This is a genomic window from Modicisalibacter radicis, assembly GCF_900961225.1.
In the GTDB taxonomy this organism is placed as follows: domain Bacteria; phylum Pseudomonadota; class Gammaproteobacteria; order Pseudomonadales; family Halomonadaceae; genus Modicisalibacter.
The window spans coordinates 16,284-34,846 of the sequence record NZ_CAAHFN010000070.1; the positions used below are offsets into that span (position 1 = coordinate 16,284).

Here is an 18,563-nt window from a genome sequence, read left to right on the forward strand (position 1 = left end):
GCCTCCTCAGTCGATCATCGGCAGGTCGAGGTCCTGCTCGCGGGCGCAGTCGATGGCGATCTCGTAGCCGGCATCGGCGTGGCGCATCACGCCGGTGGCCGGGTCGTTGTGCAGGACCCGGGCGATACGCCGGTCGGCCTCCTCGCTGCCGTCGCAGACGATCACCATGCCGGCGTGCTGGGAAAAACCCATGCCCACGCCGCCGCCATGATGCAGCGAGACCCAGGTGGCGCCGCTGGCGGTGTTCAGCAAGGCGTTGAGCAGCGCCCAGTCGGAGACCGCGTCCGAGCCGTCCCGCATGCCCTCGGTCTCGCGGTTGGGGCTGGCCACCGAGCCGGAATCGAGATGATCGCGGCCGATCACCACCGGCGCGGAAAGCTCGCCGGAGCGGACCATGGCGTTGAACGCCAGGCCGAGCCTGGCGCGCTGACCCAGCCCGACCCAGCAGATCCGCGCCGGCAGTCCCTGGAAGCTGATCCGTTCGCGGGCCATGTCGAGCCAGCGATGCAGCGGCGCGTCGTCGATCAGCTCCTTGACCTTGGCGTCAGTCTTGTAGATGTCCTCGGGGTCGCCGGACAGCGCCGCCCAGCGGAACGGGCCGATGCCGCGGCAGAACAGCGGACGGATGTAGGCGGGCACGAAGCCGGGGAAGTCGAAGGCATTGGCGACGCCCTCCTCCTGGGCCATCTGGCGAATGTTGTTGCCGTAGTCGAAGGTCGGCACGCCCAGCGCCTGGAAGTCGAGCATCGCCTTAACATGCACCGCCATCGACTGCTTGGCGGCCTTGACCACCGCGTCAGGCTCGCGCTGGCCGCGCTCGCGGTACTCCTCCCACGCCCAACCCGCCGGCAGGTAGCCGTTGAGCGGATCGTGGGCGCTGGTCTGGTCGGTGACCATGTCGGGGCGCACGCCGCGCCGGATCAGCTCGGGCAGGATCTCGGCGGCGTTGCCGTGCAGGGCGATCGACTTGGCCTCGCCGGTCCGGGTGTATTTCTCGATGCGCGCCAGGGCGTCGTCGAGATCGTCGGCCTGCTCGTCGACGTAGCGGGTGCGCAGGCGCATGTCGATGCGGCTCTGCTGGCACTCGATGTTGAGGCTGCAGGCGCCGGCCAGGGTCGCCGCCAGTGGCTGAGCGCCGCCCATGCCGCCCAGCCCGGCGGTAAGGATCCAGCGCCCGCGCAGATCGCCGTCGTAGTGCTGGCGCCCGGCCTCGACGAAGGTTTCGTAGGTGCCCTGAACGATGCCCTGGCTGCCGATATAGATCCACGAGCCGGCGGTCATCTGGCCGTACATCATCAGCCCCTTGGCATCGAGCTCGTTGAAGTGCTCCCAGTTGGCCCAGTGCGGCACCAGGTTGGAATTGGCGATCAGTACCCGTGGCGCGTCGGCGTGGGTCTTGAACACGCCCACCGGCTTGCCGGACTGCACCAGTAGTGTCTCGTCGTCGTCGAGGCGTTTGAGTGCATCGACGATGGCGTCGTAGCACGCCCAGTTGCGCGCGGCACGGCCGATTCCGCCATATACCACCAGCTCCTTGGGATTCTCGGCCACGTCGGGATCGAGGTTGTTCATCAACATGCGCAGCGGCGCCTCGGTGAGCCAGCTTTTGGCGCTCAGCTGGGTGCCGTGGGGGGCGCGGATCTCGGTGTCGCGAAAACGTGTGGGGGCCATGGTCGCTCCTGAACGGTGGCATCGAATCAGCATCGAACTATGTATATACATTATGTCAGCCACGCGCCACACGCAATGCTAGCCCGGCCATCGCCGAGTCACCCCAACTTGGGGCAACCACCGCCTCTCTGCACCAGAATTGCACTTTGGTAGTGAGACGTTGACAAGGATTTACTCGGCGCTCGCTCTTCGGTATATGTATATACATTAGCCTTTCAGGAGCTTGTCATGGCCCAACGCCTGTTCGCCGACCACGCCCTGCTGCCCGATGGCTGGGCCCGGCATGTGCTGATCGAGGTCGACGACGCCGGTTTCATCACCGCCGTATCGCCGGATAGCCTCGCCGGGAATGCCCGACGCCTGGCGGGGCCGGCGCTGCCCGGCATGCCCAACCTGCACTCGCATGCCTTCCAGCGCGCCATGGCGGGACTCGCCGAGATCGGCAGCGAGCGCCCGGACAGCTTCTGGAGCTGGCGCGAGCGCATGTACGGTCTGGTCGACACGTTGACCCCGGACCAGGTCGCGACCATCGCCCAGGCGCTCTACGTCGAGATGCTCAAGGGCGGCTACACCCAGGTTGGCGAGTTCCACTACCTGCATCACGACCCCGCCGGCCGCGCCTACGCCGACCCCGCGGAGATGGCCTGGGCGATCAGTGGCGCCGCCGAGCGCAGCGGCATAGGCCTGACCCTGCTGCCGGTGCTCTACGCCCACGGCGGCTTCGGCGGCCAGCCGCCCAGCGCCGGGCAGCGTCGCTTCATCCACGATGCGCCGGGCTTTCTGAGGCTGCTCGAGCGGCTGACACCGCGCCTGACGAACCATCCGACCCAAGCGCTGGGCCTGGCCTTCCACTCGCTGCGCGCGGTAACCCCGGAACAGATTCGCGAGGTGCTCGCCGCCGACCCCGCCGGCCCCCGGCATATTCATGTCGCCGAGCAGCAGCGCGAGGTCGACGACAGCCTGGCCCATTCGGGATGCCGCCCGGTGCGCTGGCTGCTGGACAACGTCGCGGTCGATGCGCGCTGGTGCCTGATCCACGCCACTCACCTCGACGCCGGCGAAGTGCGCGATCTCGCTGCCAGCGGCGCGGTCGCCGGGCTCTGCCCGACCACCGAGGCCAACCTCGGCGACGGGCTGTTCCCCGCCGTCGACTATGCCGCCACAGGCGGCCGGCTGGGCATCGGCTCCGACAGCCATGTCTCGCTGGACGTGGTCGAGGAACTGCGCCTGCTCGAGTACGGCCAGCGGCTGATCGGCCAGCGGCGCAACTGCCTGCAGGACGGTGATACCCGCCAGGTCGGCGACTGGCTCTACCGCCACGCGCTGGCCGGCGGCGCCCAGGCTTCGGGGCAGCCGATCGGCGCCATCGCCCCGGGCCTGCGCGCCGATCTGGTGGTGCTCGACGGCGAAGATCCCTACCTGGCGACGGCCAGCGACGAGACGCGCCTGGGACGCTGGCTGTTCGGCGGATCGAAACAGCAGATCCGCGACGTGATGGTCGCCGGCCGCTGGGTGGTCGAGGCGCGCCGACATGCGCTCGATGAAAGCAACCAGGCGGCGCTTACCCGGCTGTTCCGCGAACTCGGCTAATAGCCCGTCGACAACAACAAACCCAACAATCCCTGGAGTCCCCATGTCCGCCGTGAACGCCATTCCCAAGCCCACTCCCGCGACGCTGTTCAAGCTGCTGGTACCCAGCCTGCTGGGTATTCTGGTGTTCTTCGTGCCGCTGCCCATCGACGGCAAGACGACGATCCTGCTCGACCATATGGTCACCGCCGTGCGCGGCCTGCTCGGCGGCGCCGTGCCGTTCTACGCCATGGCGGTGATCGTCGCTGGCGCCCTCTACCCGGTGGTCACCGGACGCTGGCGCGCCAACCGCACCGAGCAGGTCTTCACCGTGTTCAAGTGGCTGGGCGTGCTGTTCGGCGTGCTGGCGCTGACCGGCGCCGGGCCGGCGGCGCTGCATACCCCGGACATGCTGCCGTTTCTGTTCGACAAGCTGGTGATCTCGGTGGGCCTGATCGTGCCGATCGGCGCGATCTTCCTGGCGCTGCTGATCAACTATGGCCTGCTCGAAGGCGTCGGGGTCATCTGCCAGCCGCTGATGCGGCCGCTGTGGCGCACCCCCGGGCGTTCGGCCATCGACGCCGTGGCGTCGTTCGTCGGCAGTTACTCGATCGGCCTGCTGATCACCAACCGGGTCTACCAGGCGGGCCAGTACTCGGCTCGCGAGGCGGCGATCATCGCCACCGGCTTCTCCACCGTCTCGGCCACCTTCATGATCGTGGTCGCCAAGACGCTGGACCTGATGGCGATGTGGAACCTGTATTTCTGGCTGACCCTGCTGATCACCTTCGCGGTCACCGCAATCACCGTGCGCCTGCCGCCGCTCTCGCGGATCAACGACGACACGCCGCAAGAAGAGGCGCCGGTGGCCCGCGGTCAGCGGCTGAGCCGAGCCTGGCAGGAAAGCCTGGGCGCCGCCGAACGTGCGCCGGGCCTCGGCCGCAGCGTGGCGGTCAACCTCAAGGAGGGCATGCTGATGACCATGAGCATTCTGCCCTCGATCCTCTCGGTGGGCCTGCTCGGCCTGCTGCTGGCCAAGTACACGCCGGTGTTCGAATGGCTCGGGCTGGTCTTCTATCCGCTGATCGCCCTGTTCGGCATCGACGAGGCGAGCCAGCTGGCGCAGGCGACGGCCTCGGGGCTGGCCGAGATGTTCCTGCCGGCACTGCTGATGGCCGATGCCGGGCTGCCCGCGCGTTTCGCCGCCGGGGTGATCTCGGTGTCGTCGATCCTGTTCTTCTCGGCGTCGATCCCGTGCATCCTGTCGACCACCATTCCGCTGTCCATCGGCCGCATCGTGGTGATCTGGCTGATCCGCACGCTACTCAGCCTGGCGCTGGCGATTCCCGCCGGGTATTTCGCCGCCTGGCTGGTGGGTTGAGTTAAGCACGGCGCTTCGCCGGGGCAGGTTTTCGCAAGGGCGCTGTAAACCCATCCATGGGCGCTACTTTCGCCATCTGACCGCCATGGATGGCGGAAATGCCGGAATGGAAGGGATCACTTCCCGGCCTTGGCGAAAGACCCTTGCTTCAACCTACCCCGGCATCCGAGTTATCAGTGTTTTGGAGTGCGCTCGCTGGTGACTCAGGTAGCTGAATGGGCCATGGAGCGCAGCTTGTAGCGATCGCCGGGATGCAGCAGATGCGCGTAGCTGATCAGCCGATCGCCCGACCAGGTGCGCCGGCGCACGCTCAGGCAGGGCTGCGAGGGCTCGACCTCCAGCCAGTCGGCGGCCTGGGGGTCCGCCAGCACCGCCTCGACGACGTGCTCCATGTCGCTGATCGGGCAGGCGGCGACCAGCACCTCGTTGGGCGTCCGCCGCGAGAAGTCGGCGTCGAGATAATCGGGCACCCAGCGCGGGTTGACGTAGCGATCCTCGAGCTGGATCGGCAGGCCATCCTCCAGGTGAATGAGGATCGAGTGGAACAGCGTGACGCCGATGCGCACGCCCATGCGCAGCGCCATCTCGTCGTCGGCGCTGACCGCTTCGCAGCGCAGCACGCGATTGGCGTAGCCATGGCCCCGCCGGCGCACTTCGTCGGCGATGTTGTTGATCTCGACCAGCGGCGACTCCGAGCGACGATCGGTGACGAAGGTACCGATCCCCGACTGGCGGACCAGGTAGCCCTCCTGCACCAGGTCGCGGATCGCCTTGTTGGCGGTCATGCGGCTGACGCCGAAGGTCACCGCCAGCTGCTCCTCCGGCGGGATCTGGTGGTCGGCCGGGAAATGCCCCGCGCGGATGTTCTCCAGCAGGTACTGCTTGATCTGTTGGTAACGGGGCGGTTGGCGTCCCACGGGCTCTCCTCGAAATTCTCTGCCGCCCCGGCGTTCGCCCGGGGCGTCAGGTCAGCGGTTGCAGGTCGATCCTGATCAGGCGCGCCGCGTGTGGCATCTCCAGCCTATGGCTGACCGGCGCCGCGGGCGGGCCAAGCCTACGCCAGTGCCAGGCGTCGCCACAATCGAGCCGCACCGACGCCGGCCCGGCCAGCCGCGCGCCGCCGGCCACCGCCAGCAGCAGCGTCTCGCAGCCGGGGTCGCGCACCAGCGCTGCGCCGGGGGCGAGCCAGGCGATTCCGGCTTGCCAGCGTTGCGGATTGTACATCAGGTTCAGCGCCCGGCTGGGGCCATCGGGCAGTTGGCAGCTCACCGGCATCTCGCCGGCGAAGGCCAGGCTTTCCAGGGGCGCCAGCTCGATGCGCCGCTCGCCGAGCATGAGCGTCACCGGCTGCGCGCCGATCACCGTGAAATGACGCGCCCGGCCGGCAAAGGTCGAGAATGGCGCCGGCCTGTCGAGTTCGGCGATCGAGACCCGCCAGCCCGGATCCGCGCTTGCTTCGCTCGCCGGTTCGCGGGCCAGTTCCCGGGTGACGCCGCCGCCGTTGCGCCAGGCGACCGGCTCGCGTTCGGCGACGCGCAGCCTTTCAGGCAAGTCCATGTCAGGACGCGGCGGTCTTGCGATAGCTCATCGAGGCATCGATGCGCCCCAGGATGTAATCGCCCGCCGCCACCGGCGGGTAGTGAGCCTCGTCCGCCGACACGCCGAGGTCGACCGGATCGACGCGGGCGCCGTAGTCGGGGTCGTAGAAGGTCGCGATCGAGTAGCGCTCGCGGCCGCTGGCGTTGACCACCCGATGCAGGGTCGAGCGGAAACGGTCGTTGGACCAACGCGCCAGCAGGTCGCCGACATTGACCACCAGCGAGCCCTCGATGAACGGCGCATCGATCCAGCGTTCGCTGCCCAGTTCACGGACCTGCAGGCCGCCGACACTGTCCTGATGGAGCAGCGTGATGCAGCCGTAATCGGTATGCGGGGCGACGCCGAACTGGTCCGCCGGGCGATCGTCGGGCTGTACCGGGTAATAGACCGCCTGGGTGCGCTGCAGCGGCTTGGCGTACTTGGCGGCGAAGAACTCGGGGTCGATCTCCAGGCTCACCGCCACGGCGCGCAGCAGGTCGGCGCCACAGCGCCCCACCTCGAGAAAGTAGCGATCCATCGCCCGCTGGAATTCGGGCATGAAACTCGGCCATTGGTTGGGGCCGCGCAGCGCCTCGCCCGCCAGTACGCTGGGGTCGTCCTCCGCCAGGTCCAGCCCGAAGCTGTAGAACTCCTTCTCGTCGGGCCGGGTCGCCTGGTACATGGTCGCGCCGCCACGACGATGGAAGCCACGATGGCGCTTGTTGACCGCCACCTCGGTCTTGCGCCCCAGCGGCTCGGCGAAGAACGCCCGGGCCGCCTGCATGGCGTCGTCGATCGCCGCCTGGGGCAGGCCGTGGTTGACGATATAGAAGAAGCCGACCTCGGTGCAGGCGCGGCGTATCGCCTCGCCGGCACGCGCCAGGCTCTGCGGGTCGCGTTCGCGCACGCCCTGCATGTCGACCAGGGGTATTGTCATTGTTGGTTGGGTCATGGCTGTTTCTCCCATCGGTAAGGGGCGGCCCGCCTCAGGACGACGATCGAGCCGTCGTGCAGTGATCACGAGGCGGCGCTTCTCGCTCGGCACGAGCCATAAGTATATACATGCAAAAACGCCGACGTGCCATTCAGCGGGAAACCGATATCACTGAAAAATGCGCTCCTGCGCACTAAAAAGGGGTCAATAGCGACAATTTGCACCAAAGTTCAGCACACAATCAAAAATACCATTGCCGAGATGTATTTCTCCCGCATGCTGCTTGCATCGAAAAGAGTTCCTGTATATACAGGATGAAACCTGCCTTTGCGCACCTGATTCACAGCGGCAGCCATCGCCGGCACCGTAGGGGAACGACAATGACAACGAGGCTACGGCTCTCTCCGGGCGAACTGACACTCGACACGCTGCGCGAACTCTTCGAGCGCAGCCCCACGCTCTCGCTCGGCGACGACAGCCGGGCCCGGGTCGATGCCGCCGAGGCCACGGTCAGCGCCATCCTGGACAGCGGCCGCACCGTCTACGGCATCAACACCGGCTTCGGCATACTCGCCCAGACCTCGATACCCCGCGCCTCGCTGACCGAGCTGCAGCGCAACCTGGTGCTGTCGCACAGCACCGGGGTCGGCGACGCGCTGGACGACGCCACGGTGGGACTGATCCTGGCACTCAAGGCGACCTCGCTGGCACGCGGCCACTCCGGCGTGCGCTGGGCGGTCGTCGAGGCGCTGCTGGCGCTGTACAACGCGCGGGTCTACCCCAGCATTCCGGCCAAGGGCTCGGTGGGCGCCTCGGGAGACCTGGCGCCGCTGGCGCACCTGGCGGCGACGCTGCTCGGCGAGGGCCGCATGCGCCATCGGGGCCGCGAGATTCCCGCCGCCGAAGGGCTTGCGCTGGCCGGCCTCGCGCCGCTGACGCTGGCCCCCAAGGAGGGCCTGGCGCTGATCAACGGCACCCAGGTCTCCACCGCGCTGGCACTGCGCGGCCTGTTCGCCGCCGAAAAACTGTTCACCGCCGCGGTGGTCGCCGGCAGCTTGACGGTGGACGCCCTGAAGGGCTCGGATACGCCGTTCGACGAGCGTATTCAGGCGGTTCGCGGGCATCCCGGCCAGCGCGACGTGGCGGCCTGCTACCGCGAGCTGCTCGCCGGCAGCCGGATCCGCGAATCGCACCGCGACTGCCCGCGGGTCCAGGACCCTTATTCGCTGCGCTGCCAGCCTCAGGTGATGGGCGCCTGCCTGGATCACCTGCGCTTCGCCGCCGGGGTATTTCTGCGCGAGGCCAACGCGGTCTCCGACAATCCGCTGGTCTTCGACAACGGCGACGTGCTCTCCGGCGGCAACTTCCATGCCGAGCCGGTCGCCATGGCCGCCGACGTGCTGGCGCTGGCGATCGCGGAGATCGGCGCGCTCTCGGAGCGGCGCATCGCGCAGCTCGTCGACCCGGCACTGTCGGGACTGCCGGCCTTCCTGGTCGAGGACAGCGGGCTCAACTCCGGCTTCATGATCGCCCAGGTCAGCGCCGCGGCACTGGCCTCGGAGAACAAGACCCTGGCGCATCCGGCTTCGGTGGACAGCCTGCCGACCTCCGCCAATCAGGAAGACCACGTGTCGATGGCAACCTTCGCGGCCCGCCGGCTGGCCGACATGGCGTTCAATTCCAGCGCGGTGGTCGCCATCGAGCTGCTGGCGGCGGCCCAGGGCATCGAGTTCCACCGCCCCATGGCCTCCTCGCCCGCGCTCGAAGACGCCCTGGCGCTGATCCGCCGCGACGTGGCACATTATCAGCGCGACCGCTACTTCGCCCCCGACCTCGACGCCGCGCAACGCTTCGTAGCCGATGCCGCCTTCGAGGCACTGCTGCCCCGCCCACGCCTCTACGCCGAGGGTTGACGTGAAACGACGCTACGCCCGCAGCCATCGCTGGCGCCAGGCCCGGAGCATCGACGAGCTCGCCGCGATGGCCCGCCAGCGGTTGCCCGCCTTCGCCTGGGAATACGTCAGTGCCGGCGCCGAGGACGAACGCACCCTCGTCGACAACCGTCGCGCCTTCCAGCGCTGGCAGTGGCGGCCGCGCACCCTGGTCGATCTGAGCGAGATCGATAGCCGCGCCACGCTGCTCGGCCGGGAGTGCGCGATGCCGCTGGCGATCGCCCCGACCGGCTACAATGGCATGCTGTGGCGCAACGCCGATATCGCCCTGGCTCGCGCGGCGTGGCGCCACGAGGTGCCGTTCACGCTGAGCACGGTCTCCTGCGACAGCATCGAGGCGGTCGCCGCCGCGGTTCCCGAGGCCAGACTGTGGTTCCAGCTCTATCCGCTGCGCGACGCAGAGGCGACCCGGGACCTGATCGAGCGCGCCCGAGCGGCTGGCGCCGAGGCGCTGGTGGTGACCACCGACGCCGTGGTGCTGGGCCGGCGCGAATGGGACAGCCGCAGTTACCTGAGCCCTCGACGCCTCACCCCGGGCCATACGCTGGACGCACTGCTCCACCCGCGCTGGGCCGCCCAGGCCCTGTGGCCGGACGGCCTGCCGACGCTGGGCAACCTGCTCAAGTACCTGCCCGCCGGGCAGCACAGCGCGGCCAGCGCGGCGAGCTACATCGGCCAGCAGATGGCCAGCGACCTGAGTTGGGATACCCTGGCCGAGATTCGCCGGCACTGGCCGGGCAAGCTGATCGTCAAGGGCATTCTCGATGCCGAGGACGCCCGGCGCTGCCGGCGGCTGGGTGCCGACGGCGTCGTGGTGACCAATCACGGCGGCCGCCAGCTCGACGGCTCGCCGGCCAGCCTCGACTGCCTGCCGGCGATCGTCGACGCCGTGGGCCGGGACCTGGAAATCCTCCTCGACAGTGGCATCCGCCGCGGCAGCGACATCGCCAAGGCGCTGGCCCTGGGCGCGCACGGCGTGCTCAGCGGGCGGGCCACGCTGTATGGCCTCGCGCTCGGCGGCGAGAACGGCGCCACTCACGCCCTGGGACTGCTCCACGAGCAGTTGCACAACACCCTCGCCCTGCTGGGGCGTCCACGCCTGGCCCAGCTCGACCGCGACTGCCTGGGCCCGCCGCTTCACCTGTCGCGCCCGGCTATAGGCGGCACGGTGCCGTCCAGCCCCGCGCCGCCGGTTCCGGGAGACCTGCCATGAGTTCCGCAAGCACCGACGATGCCTTCCTGGATGCGCTGCTGGGCGCCTGCGGCGACAGCGTGCTGCTGGGCGAGGCGATTCCCGAGTCCTGCCACAGCGACTGGACCGGCCATGGCGCCTGTCGACCGCTGGCCCTGGTGCGCCCGGCCAGCACGGCGGAAATCGCCCGGTTGCTGCGGCTGTGCAACGAGCATCGCCGCCCGGTGGTCCCCCAGGGGGGCATGACCGGCCTGGCCGGCGCGGCGGTACCCGGCGCCGACAGCGTCGCGCTGTCGCTGGCCCGGTTCACCGGGGTGGAAGCCGTCGATCGCGCCGCCGCGACCCTGACGGTGCGCGCCGGCACGACACTGCAGGCCGTGCAGGACGCCGCCGAAGAGGCCGGCTTTCGCTACCCGGTGGATTTCGGCGCCCGCGGCACCTGCCAGATCGGCGGCACCCTTGCCACCAACGCCGGCGGGCATGCGGTGATCCGTCACGGCATGACCCGCGACCGGGTGCTCGGCCTGGAGGTGGTGCTGGCCGACGGCCGGGTGCTCGAGATGATGAACGGCATGATCAAGAACAATACCGGCTACGACCTCAAGCAGTGCTTCATCGGGGCCGAGGGTACACTGGGCGTCATCACCCGCGCCGTGCTGCGCCTGGCGCCGCCCCAGGGCGAGACCCACACGCTGCTGTGCGCGCTGCGCGACTATCCGGCGGCGGTCTCGCTGCTGCATCGCCTGCGCGGCGCCGGACTGGCGCTGGAGGCGTTCGAGGTGATGTGGCAGGACTTCTATGCCATGAGCTGCGACTGGCGGGGCGGCCGGCCGCCGTTGCCATCGAGCCATCCGCTCTACGTGCTGTGCGAGGCCGAAGGCGATGCGAGCCGCCTGGAGGCGGCCCTGGAAGCCGCGCTGGAAGCGGGAGAGGTCGAGGACGCCGTGCTGGCGAGCGGTACCGCCCAGGCCCGCGAGCTCTGGACGATCCGCGAGGCGACCGCCGAGTTTCCGGTCAAGCTGGCGCCGATCAACTTTGACATCAGCCTGCCGATCGCCGACATCGGCGCCTTCGTCGAGGCCGCCGGCACGGTACTGCGGCAGCACTGGCCGGGCGCGCGCATCGTCAACTTCGGGCATATCGGCGACAGCAACCTGCATCTGACGGTGGACGGCCGCTCGCTGGCCGAGGACACCCCGGCGGCCCGCCATGCCATCGAGGCCACGGTCTACCGGCTGGTCGGCAAGTACCGTGGCTCGATCTCAGCCGAGCACGGCATCGGCCTGCTCAAGCGCGACTTCCTGCACCACAGCGTTCCCCCGGATGTCATCGACGCGATGCGCCTGCTCAAGCGCACCTTCGACCCCCACGGCATTCTCAATCCCGGCAAGCTGCTGCCGGCGAAGGAGGAAATCGACACTCCCGATGCGCACCAGCACGGTGCGTGCGGGCCCTAGCCGGGCCCCCGGCAACGCCGCCTGTAGCTGCGCAGGAGCGTCGGGTGGCGCGTAGCGACCGGAAAGTATATACAGGGCTAGACATTGGCACGAACACTGCAAGATGACAGGTGTCACCGAACCCCGGACAGCGACGCTGCCCGACTCGCCGGCCCCGCCGGCCCTCAGCCAAGGAGTCATACATGAACAACAACAATCGCATCCTCGCGCTCTGCCTCGGCCTGGCCGCCGGCGTCGCCTCGCTGACCGCCAGCGCCGACGCGCTGGACGACGTTCGCCAGAGCGGCGTGCTGGAAGTAGCCACGGAAATGCAGTTCGCGCCCTTCGACTTCCACGAGGATGGCGAACAGGCCGGACTCAACAAGGCCATCTTCGCCGAGGTGGGCAAGGAGCTGGGCGTCGAGATCGCGTTCATCGACCTGCCCTGGCCCAGCGTCCTCCCCGGCCTCGAGGCCGGCAACTTCGACGTCGTCGCCGGGCCGATCATCGTCACCCGGGCGCGCAAGGAGCGCTATCACTTCCTGACCCCGATCGCCGAGTCGACCGTGGCGCTGCTCAAGCGCGCCGGCGACGACAGCATCCAGACCCCCGGGGACATCGCCGGCAAGACCGCCGGTGGCGGCCAGTCCTCCGCCCAGCTGGCGGCGCTCAAGACCTATGCCGAGACCCTCGCGGAACCGGTCGAGATCAAGGAGTTCGTCGACAACAACCAGGCCTACGCCGCGCTGGCCGCCGGACGCGTCGACGCCGTCGCCAACTCGCTGCCCAACATCGGCTACGTCGCCAGCCAGCGCTCGAACGTCTTCGAGGTCGTCCAGCCGCCCTTCGGCGAGCCGAGCTACTTCGCCTATCTGGGCCGTGACGACGAGCAGAGCCGCCCGCTGCTGGACGCCATCGACGAGGTGCTGTTGAAGATGAAGGACGACGGCCGCCTCACCGAGCTGCAGAAGAAGTGGCTGGGCCAGGCCATGGATACGCCGCGCGGCGATTTCGAACCCAACCTCTGATCTCTGAGTCCCCATGCTCGAATGGTCCCAAATCATCCAGAGCCTGCCGCTGCTGCTGGCGGGCCTCTGGTCGACACTGCAGATGTCCGCCGTGGGCCTGGCGATCGGCTTCGTGATCGCCGTCGGCGTGTGCGGGCTGCGGCTCTCGCCGCGTGCCGTACTGCGGCGCCTGGGCGGTGCCTACATCACGATCTTTCGCGGCGTGCCGCTGCTGATCCAGTTGCTGTTCCTGTATAACGTGCTGCCGCGCCTGGGGCTGGGCGTGACGCCGGTGGTGGCGGCCATCGCCGGGCTGTCGCTGTGCTGCGGTGCCTATATCGCGGAGATCCTGCGTGGCGGCTTCCTGACCCTGCCCAGGGGCCAGGCCGAATCCGCACTGATGCTCGGCCTGTCGCATCGCGCGCTGCTGCTGCGCATCCAGATTCCCCAGGTGGTGCGGCTGACCTCGCCGGCGCTGGTCAACGAGGTGATCCTGCTGATCAAGGCCTCGTCGCTGATCTCGGTGGTGGGCATCTCCGAGCTCACCCGCACCGCACAGAACCTCGCCGCCAGCACCTTCCTGCAACTCGAGTTCTACCTGGCCGCGGCGGCGCTGTACTGCGTGCTCAACGTCTCGCTGGCACTGCTGGGCAGCTGGCTGGAAATCCGCCTGCGGAGGGATCGCGCATGAGATTCGACCCGAGCGTACTCACCGACAACCTGGGCGCGATCGCCGATGGCTTCATGGTCACCCTGGGCACCTGGCTCGGCGGCGTGGCGCTGGGCCTGACGCTGGGCCTGGTGGTGGCGGTGCTGCAGCTGTTCGGCCCGCGCTGGCTGCGGATGATCCTGCGCGTGTATATCGAGATCATTCGCAGCACGCCGTTTCTGATCCAGCTGTTCCTGCTCTACTACGGCGGCCCCGCGCTGGGCATCACGCTGGATGCCATTCCGGCGGGAGTGATCGGCCTGGGCGTGTACGGCAGCGTGTATTTCGCCGAGATCTTCCGCACCGGCTTCAACTCGATTCCCCCCGGCCAGCTGGAGGCCGCCGAGTGCCTGGGGCTTTCGCGGCTGCAGGTGATCCGGCGCATCCAGCTGCCGCAGATGCTGGTGCTGATCCTGCCGGCGCTGGTCAACATGGTCACCATCCTGTGCAAGGAAACCCCGGTGCTGTCGATCATCACCGTGCCCGAACTGACGCTGGTGCTCAGCGGCATCGGCTCGCAGACCTTCGCCTTCGCCGAGGTGCTGCTGGCGCTGTGCCTGGGCTACCTGGCGCTGGTCGAGGCCACCTCGCGGGTCGGCCAGGCGCTGGAGCGTCGCGCCCAGCGCTACCTGGGGACCCACCCCGTCAAGCAGACCGTCCAGGAGGACATCGCATGAACGCCTCCCACGCCAACGACACCATTATCGAGGCCCGGGGCCTGGGCAAGCGCTTCGGCGACAATACCGTGCTCGCGGAGATCGACCTGCGCGTGCATCGCTCCGAGGTGGTCTGCCTGATCGGCCCCTCGGGCTCCGGCAAGAGCACGCTGCTGCGCTGCCTGGCGTTCCTCGAGCGCTACGACGAGGGCGAGGTCGAGCTCGAGGGCGAACTGCTCGGCTTCGAGCGCGGCCGAAGCGGCCAACGCGTGGCGGCCAGCAATCGCCGCGTCCGCCAGGTGCGGCGCAACGTCGGCATGGTCTTCCAGCAGTTCAACCTGTGGCCGCACATGACGGTGCTGGCCAACGTCACCGAGGCGCTGAAACGGGTCAAGGGCTTGTCGCGGGCCGACGCCGATACCCGCGGCCGGGCGATGCTCGACAAGGTCGGTCTCGCCGACAAGGACGCGGCGTACCCGGCGCAGCTCTCCGGCGGCCAGCAGCAGCGCGTGGCCATCGCCCGGGCGCTGGCCATGGAGCCGCACATCATGCTCTTCGACGAACCGACCTCGGCGCTCGACCCGGAGCTGGTCGGCGAAGTGCTGCAGGTCATGAAGCAGCTCGCCGCGGAGGGCATGACCATGGTGGTGGTCACCCACGAGATGGGCTTTGCCGCCCAGGTCGCCGATACCGTGGTGTTCCTCGACCAGGGCCGTGTCGTCGCCCGGGGCTCCCCCGGCGAGGTCTTCCGTCACGCCGAGAGCCCGCGGCTTCGCCAATTCCTGCAAAACTACCTGGAGCGCAACGCGTTCTGGGACACCCTCGAGGAGCCGACCACACATGCCTGACTCGCCGCCCGGCACGTATACCGTGCAGAGCCTGGCGCGTGCCGAAGTGCGCACGCTGGCACCCTATAACGCCGGCCTTTCCAACGAAGCCGTGCGGCAACGGCACGGGGTCGAGCGGATCGCCCGGCTGGGCAGCAACGAGAATCCCATCGGCCCCGCGCCGGGGGTCATCGAGGCCGTCACCCGGGCCGCCCGCGACGGCGCACTCTATCCGGATGCCGATTGCAGCGCGCTGCGCCAGGCGCTGGCCGAGCGGCTCGGCGTCGCCACGCGGCGGCTGGTGTTCGGCAACGGCTCGGAAGACCTGCTGGCGATCCTGACCCGGGTCTTTCTCGATCACGGCGACGAGGTGGTGACCCTGCGCCCGGCGTTCGGCCTGCATACACTCTATGCCCATTCGATGGGCGCCGGCGTCACCGCCGTGCCGATCACCGAAGACGGGGCCATCGACCTCGAGGGCATGCTCGCCGCGATCACCCCGCGCACCCGGCTGGTGATGTTCTCCTCGCCCTCCAACCCGGTCGGCGCCGCGCTCGACGCCGGCGAGATCGAACGCCTGGCGTCGGCGCTGCCCGCGCATGCGCTGCTGGTCTTCGACGAAGCGTACTACGAATACGCTTGCCTGCAGGACGATTACCCGGACAGCCTGGCGCTGCTCCAGGCCAGCCGCGCACCATGGATCGTGCTGCGCACGTTCTCCAAGGCCTACTCGCTGGCCGGCTTCCGGGTCGGCTACGGCATCGTCTCCGAGCCGGGCCTGGCCGAGCTGATCGACCGCCTGCGCACGCCGTTCAACGTCAGCCGCCCGGCCCAGGCCGCGGCCCTGGCGGCACTCGCCGACCGCGACCACCTCGATCGCAGCCTGGCCAATGTCGCCGCCGAGCGGGCGAGGGTCGGCGATGCCCTGGCGAGGCTTGGCGTGGCACCCTACCCGTCGGCCGGGAACTTCCTGTTCGTGCCGCTGCCGACGCCCGCCGAGGCGGTCAGCGACGCCCTGCTGGCGCATGGGGTGATCATCAAGCCCTGGCGCGAGCCTGGCTTCACCCACTGCCTGCGTGTCACCATCGGCAGCCCGGCGGACAACGACCGCTTTCTCGACGCGCTCGGCGCGGTATTCGCAGGAGCCCGACATGGCCTCGGTTAAGGACGATCGGCACGCCCCGCGCGCGCTCTATCAGCAGGCCAAGCGCTATGTCATGACCCGCATCGATTCGGGGCAATGGGCGCCGGGCGACATGATCCCCTCCGAGAACCAGCTGGTCAGCGAGCTGGGCATGTCGCGGATGACCGTCAACCGGGCATTGCGCGAACTGACCCACGAAGGCTACCTGGAACGCACCAGCGGCGTCGGTACCTTCATTGCCGAGCGCAAGCCGCATTCCAACCTGCTGCGGATCGCCAACATCGCCGACGAGATCGCCTCGCGCGGGCATCGCTACCACTGCGAAATACTCGAGCTGGGTCGTGTGGCGGCGCCGTTCGACATCGCCTCGGCGCTCGAGCTGCCCACCGGCAGCTCGGTCTATCACCTGCGCTGCGTGCACTACGAGGAAGCCCTCGCCGTGCAACTCGAGGACCGCTACGTGTCGCCGGCGATGGCCCCCGGCTTCATCGACCAGCAGTTCGGCGACACCCTGCAGCCCTCGCGCTATCTGCTCGACCATCTGCCCGTCGACGAGATGGAGCACATCGTCGATGCCCTGATGCCCACCGCCGAGGATATCCAGGCGCTGGCGATCGAGGCCAGCGAGCCCTGCCTGGCGCTGATGCGCCGCACCTGGAGTGCCGAACGGGCGGTCACCTACGTACGCTTTCTGCACCCCTCCTCGCGCTATCGGCTGGGCAGCCGCTTTGCGGTCGACGCGACCTATCGCGCCGGCTAGCGCATCGGCAGCCGCCGGTCACTGCCCTCGTGGCGTCGCTGAATCACCGCGGCGCCTCGCCCTTCGCGACGAATGTTCTACGCTGCATAGGCACAGGCACATGACGTGACAAGGAGAGCAACCATGGCCGACCAACCGTTTCTGACCGACATCAAGACGATCCGCGAACGCGCCCGCCAGCATATCGAGCGCGGTGCCGTCACCGAGGGCTATCAAGCCGATCGCGAGAACGTCATCGACCTTCTCAACGAGGCACTGGCCACCGAGATCGTCTGCTACCTGCGCTACAAGCGTCACTACTACATGGCCGACGGACTCAGTGCGAGTATCGCCGCCGACGAATTCCTCGAACACGCCCAGCAGGAACAGCAGCATGCCGACTGGCTTGCCGCGCGCATCGTCCAGTTGGGCGGCGCGCCCAACTTTTCTCCGGAGGGCATCCTGACCCGCGCGCATGCCGAGTATGTCGAGGGCGACTCGCTCAAGGAGATGATCAAGGAAGACCTGATCGCCGAGCGCATCGCCATCGACAGCTACCGCGAGATCGCCAATTACCTGGGCGAGAACGACCCCACCTCGCGGCGTATCATGGAAGACATTCTCGCCCAGGAAGAGGAGCACGCCGACGACATGGCCGGGCTGCTCGAAGGGCTGGACAGGCTCCACCAAAGCAACGCTTGAACGCGTTTGCGACAGCGTGCCGGCCGGCGTTGGCCAGCACGCTCACCGGCTGCGGACACGGGGTAAATAGCGCCCGGATATTTGCATAGCCCCAGGGGTTGTTTCCCCTTGGGGCCGACCCGATGTCATAGTAGGGAAACGCTTTTAGCAGCACAGCGAATAAGCCATCCACCGGTCATGTTCAAGGAGCAAGTCATGGCACTGCATCTAGGCGATACCGCCCCTGATTTCACCCAGGACAGTACAGAAGGCCCGATCAAGTTCCACGAGTGGGCCGGTGACAGCTGGGTCATCCTGTTCTCGCACCCCAAGGACTTCACCCCGGTCTGCACCACCGAGCTCGGCGAAGTCTCGCGCCTGAAGCCGGAGTTCGAGAAGCGCAACGCCAAGGCCATCGGCCTGTCGGTGGACCCGGTCGAGGATCACCGGAACTGGGCCGGCGACATCGAGGAAACCCAGGGTCACGGCCTGAACTTCCCGCTGCTCGCCGATGCCGACCGTACCGTCAGCGATCTCTACGACATGATTCACCCCAACGCCAACGACACCCTGACGGTGCGTTCGGTGTTCATCATCGATCCCAACAAGAAGATCCGCCTGACCATCACCTACCCGGCCAGCACCGGGCGCAACTTCGCCGAGATCCTGCGGGTCATCGACAGCCTGCAGTTGACCGACGACCAGAAGGTCGCCACCCCGGTCAACTGGACCGATGGCGACGACTGCATCATCGTGCCCTCGGTGAGCAACGAGCAGGCCAAGGAGCTGTTCCCTCAGGGCTGGGACGAGAAGAAGCCCTACCTGCGCATGGTCAAGCAGCCCAACAAGGCCTGACCGCGAGACAGCATCAAAGCGCTATCAACAAAGCCGGGCTTCGCCCTAATGCCAGTCAGTTAACGCTGACTGGCATTTCTCTTGGTCGGGTACTTCTGGGGTCGGCGCCTGACTGATCGGGGGTAAGATCGCTCGCGTCGCTCAGGCAAGACGAAGGCAGGCGCCATCTCCAGCATCGACTGGATCACACCGGGCACACGCCCCGGCGAGACCCAGGGGAGGACTGTTAACT

General features: G+C 68.1%; 17 protein-coding genes and 1 pseudogene. 13 read left to right on the top strand and 5 right to left on the bottom strand.

What is annotated here, in order from left to right:
- Nucleotides 1-6: 6 nt before the first annotated feature.
- Nucleotides 7-1,671 (bottom strand): urocanate hydratase, encoded by a 1,665-nt coding sequence (hutU, locus tag HR9077_RS13160; RefSeq protein ID WP_136067461.1) that lies wholly within the window; start codon nucleotides 1,669-1,671, stop codon nucleotides 7-9.
- A 228-nt stretch (nucleotides 1,672-1,899) separates the two neighbouring features.
- Between hutU and HR9077_RS13165 the strand changes: the two genes are divergently transcribed.
- Together HR9077_RS13165 and HR9077_RS13170 are read left to right on the top strand one after the other, a co-directional pair.
- On the top strand, nucleotides 1,900-3,261 hold the full coding sequence (locus HR9077_RS13165) for a formimidoylglutamate deiminase (RefSeq protein WP_136067462.1): 1,362 nt from the start codon (nucleotides 1,900-1,902) through the stop codon (nucleotides 3,259-3,261).
- Between the two features lie 43 nt (nucleotides 3,262-3,304).
- Nucleotides 3,305-4,621, top strand: coding sequence for a YjiH family protein (locus HR9077_RS13170; protein WP_136067463.1), 1,317 nt, complete (start codon nucleotides 3,305-3,307; stop codon nucleotides 4,619-4,621).
- A 203-nt stretch (nucleotides 4,622-4,824) separates the two neighbouring features.
- On the opposite strand, the gene hutC (HR9077_RS13175) is transcribed toward HR9077_RS13170, so the two are convergent.
- Genes hutC (HR9077_RS13175) through HR9077_RS13185 form a run of 3 tightly spaced genes read right to left on the bottom strand, consistent with a single transcriptional unit; the run spans nucleotide 4,825 to nucleotide 7,151 of the window.
- On the bottom strand, nucleotides 4,825-5,538 hold the full coding sequence (gene hutC / locus HR9077_RS13175) for a histidine utilization repressor (RefSeq protein WP_136067464.1): 714 nt from the start codon (nucleotides 5,536-5,538) through the stop codon (nucleotides 4,825-4,827).
- A 46-nt stretch (nucleotides 5,539-5,584) separates the two neighbouring features.
- Nucleotides 5,585-6,178: a HutD/Ves family protein gene (locus tag HR9077_RS13180; protein WP_136067465.1), complete on the bottom strand. Its 594-nt coding sequence runs from the start codon at nucleotides 6,176-6,178 to the stop codon at nucleotides 5,585-5,587.
- Between the two features lies 1 nt (nucleotide 6,179).
- Nucleotides 6,180-7,151, bottom strand: coding sequence for an isopenicillin N synthase family dioxygenase (locus HR9077_RS13185; protein ID WP_136067466.1), 972 nt, complete (start codon nucleotides 7,149-7,151; stop codon nucleotides 6,180-6,182).
- Nucleotides 7,152-7,513: 362 nt separating this feature from the next.
- On the opposite strand from HR9077_RS13185, the gene hutH reads away from it, so the two are divergent.
- From hutH to HR9077_RS13240, 11 genes are all read left to right on the top strand, one after another.
- Entirely contained in the window at nucleotides 7,514-9,046 is a 1,533-nt protein-coding gene (hutH, locus tag HR9077_RS13190; protein WP_136067467.1) for a histidine ammonia-lyase, read from the top strand.
- Between the two features lies 1 nt (nucleotide 9,047).
- Complete coding sequence (locus HR9077_RS13195) at nucleotides 9,048-10,298, top strand: alpha-hydroxy acid oxidase (RefSeq protein ID WP_244613217.1); 1,251 nt, start codon at nucleotides 9,048-9,050, stop codon at nucleotides 10,296-10,298.
- On the top strand, nucleotides 10,295-11,734 hold the full coding sequence (locus HR9077_RS13200; protein WP_136067469.1) for an FAD-binding oxidoreductase: 1,440 nt from the start codon (nucleotides 10,295-10,297) through the stop codon (nucleotides 11,732-11,734). The genes HR9077_RS13195 and HR9077_RS13200 overlap by 4 nt, the downstream gene beginning before the upstream one ends.
- A gap of 182 nt (nucleotides 11,735-11,916) precedes the next feature.
- Nucleotides 11,917-12,741 (top strand): transporter substrate-binding domain-containing protein, encoded by an 825-nt coding sequence (locus HR9077_RS13205; RefSeq protein WP_136067470.1) that lies wholly within the window; start codon nucleotides 11,917-11,919, stop codon nucleotides 12,739-12,741.
- Nucleotides 12,742-12,754: 13 nt separating this feature from the next.
- Complete coding sequence (locus tag HR9077_RS13210; RefSeq protein WP_136067471.1) at nucleotides 12,755-13,411, top strand: amino acid ABC transporter permease; 657 nt, start codon at nucleotides 12,755-12,757, stop codon at nucleotides 13,409-13,411.
- Nucleotides 13,408-14,106, top strand: coding sequence for an amino acid ABC transporter permease (locus tag HR9077_RS13215; protein ID WP_136067472.1), 699 nt, complete (start codon nucleotides 13,408-13,410; stop codon nucleotides 14,104-14,106). Before HR9077_RS13210 ends, HR9077_RS13215 begins: the two co-directional genes overlap by 4 nt.
- A complete protein-coding gene (locus HR9077_RS13220; protein ID WP_136067473.1) occupies nucleotides 14,103-14,933 on the top strand; it encodes an amino acid ABC transporter ATP-binding protein in 831 nt (276 codons plus the stop codon). The genes HR9077_RS13215 and HR9077_RS13220 overlap by 4 nt, the downstream gene beginning before the upstream one ends.
- Entirely contained in the window at nucleotides 14,926-16,077 is a 1,152-nt protein-coding gene (hisC, locus tag HR9077_RS13225; protein ID WP_136067474.1) for a histidinol-phosphate transaminase, read from the top strand. The genes HR9077_RS13220 and hisC overlap by 8 nt, the downstream gene beginning before the upstream one ends.
- A complete protein-coding gene (hutC, locus tag HR9077_RS13230; protein WP_136067475.1) occupies nucleotides 16,064-16,816 on the top strand; it encodes a histidine utilization repressor in 753 nt (250 codons plus the stop codon). Before hisC ends, hutC (HR9077_RS13230) begins: the two co-directional genes overlap by 14 nt.
- Nucleotides 16,817-16,939: 123 nt before the next feature.
- A complete protein-coding gene (locus HR9077_RS13235) occupies nucleotides 16,940-17,497 on the top strand; it encodes a ferritin-like domain-containing protein (protein ID WP_136067476.1) in 558 nt (185 codons plus the stop codon).
- A gap of 195 nt (nucleotides 17,498-17,692) precedes the next feature.
- A complete protein-coding gene (locus HR9077_RS13240) occupies nucleotides 17,693-18,331 on the top strand; it encodes a peroxiredoxin (protein ID WP_136067477.1) in 639 nt (212 codons plus the stop codon).
- 59 nt (nucleotides 18,332-18,390) lie between these two features.
- On the opposite strand, the pseudogene HR9077_RS22175 reads toward HR9077_RS13240, so the two are convergent.
- A pseudogene (locus HR9077_RS22175) lies at nucleotides 18,391-18,563 on the bottom strand (IS4 family transposase); the annotation flags it as partial.

What these genes read in the sequence shown, in the direction of transcription:
- hutU (WP_136067461.1), bottom strand. Translation starts at nt 1,671, where the DNA reads ATGGCCCCCACACGTTTTCGCGACACCGAGATCCGCGCCCCCCACGGC.
- HR9077_RS13165 (WP_136067462.1), top strand. Translation starts at nt 1,900, where the DNA reads ATGGCCCAACGCCTGTTCGCCGACCACGCCCTGCTGCCCGATGGCTGG.
- HR9077_RS13170 (WP_136067463.1), top strand. Translation starts at nt 3,305, where the DNA reads ATGTCCGCCGTGAACGCCATTCCCAAGCCCACTCCCGCGACGCTGTTC.
- HR9077_RS13180 (WP_136067465.1), bottom strand. Translation starts at nt 6,178, where the DNA reads ATGGACTTGCCTGAAAGGCTGCGCGTCGCCGAACGCGAGCCGGTCGCC.
- HR9077_RS13185 (WP_136067466.1), bottom strand. Translation starts at nt 7,151, where the DNA reads ATGACCCAACCAACAATGACAATACCCCTGGTCGACATGCAGGGCGTG.
- hutH (WP_136067467.1), top strand. Translation starts at nt 7,514, where the DNA reads ATGACAACGAGGCTACGGCTCTCTCCGGGCGAACTGACACTCGACACG.
- HR9077_RS13200 (WP_136067469.1), top strand. Translation starts at nt 10,295, where the DNA reads ATGAGTTCCGCAAGCACCGACGATGCCTTCCTGGATGCGCTGCTGGGC.
- HR9077_RS13205 (WP_136067470.1), top strand. Translation starts at nt 11,917, where the DNA reads ATGAACAACAACAATCGCATCCTCGCGCTCTGCCTCGGCCTGGCCGCC.
- HR9077_RS13210 (WP_136067471.1), top strand. Translation starts at nt 12,755, where the DNA reads ATGCTCGAATGGTCCCAAATCATCCAGAGCCTGCCGCTGCTGCTGGCG.
- HR9077_RS13215 (WP_136067472.1), top strand. Translation starts at nt 13,408, where the DNA reads ATGAGATTCGACCCGAGCGTACTCACCGACAACCTGGGCGCGATCGCC.
- HR9077_RS13220 (WP_136067473.1), top strand. Translation starts at nt 14,103, where the DNA reads ATGAACGCCTCCCACGCCAACGACACCATTATCGAGGCCCGGGGCCTG.
- hisC (WP_136067474.1), top strand. Translation starts at nt 14,926, where the DNA reads ATGCCTGACTCGCCGCCCGGCACGTATACCGTGCAGAGCCTGGCGCGT.
- hutC (WP_136067475.1), top strand. Translation starts at nt 16,064, where the DNA reads ATGGCCTCGGTTAAGGACGATCGGCACGCCCCGCGCGCGCTCTATCAG.
- HR9077_RS13235 (WP_136067476.1), top strand. Translation starts at nt 16,940, where the DNA reads ATGGCCGACCAACCGTTTCTGACCGACATCAAGACGATCCGCGAACGC.
- HR9077_RS13240 (WP_136067477.1), top strand. Translation starts at nt 17,693, where the DNA reads ATGGCACTGCATCTAGGCGATACCGCCCCTGATTTCACCCAGGACAGT.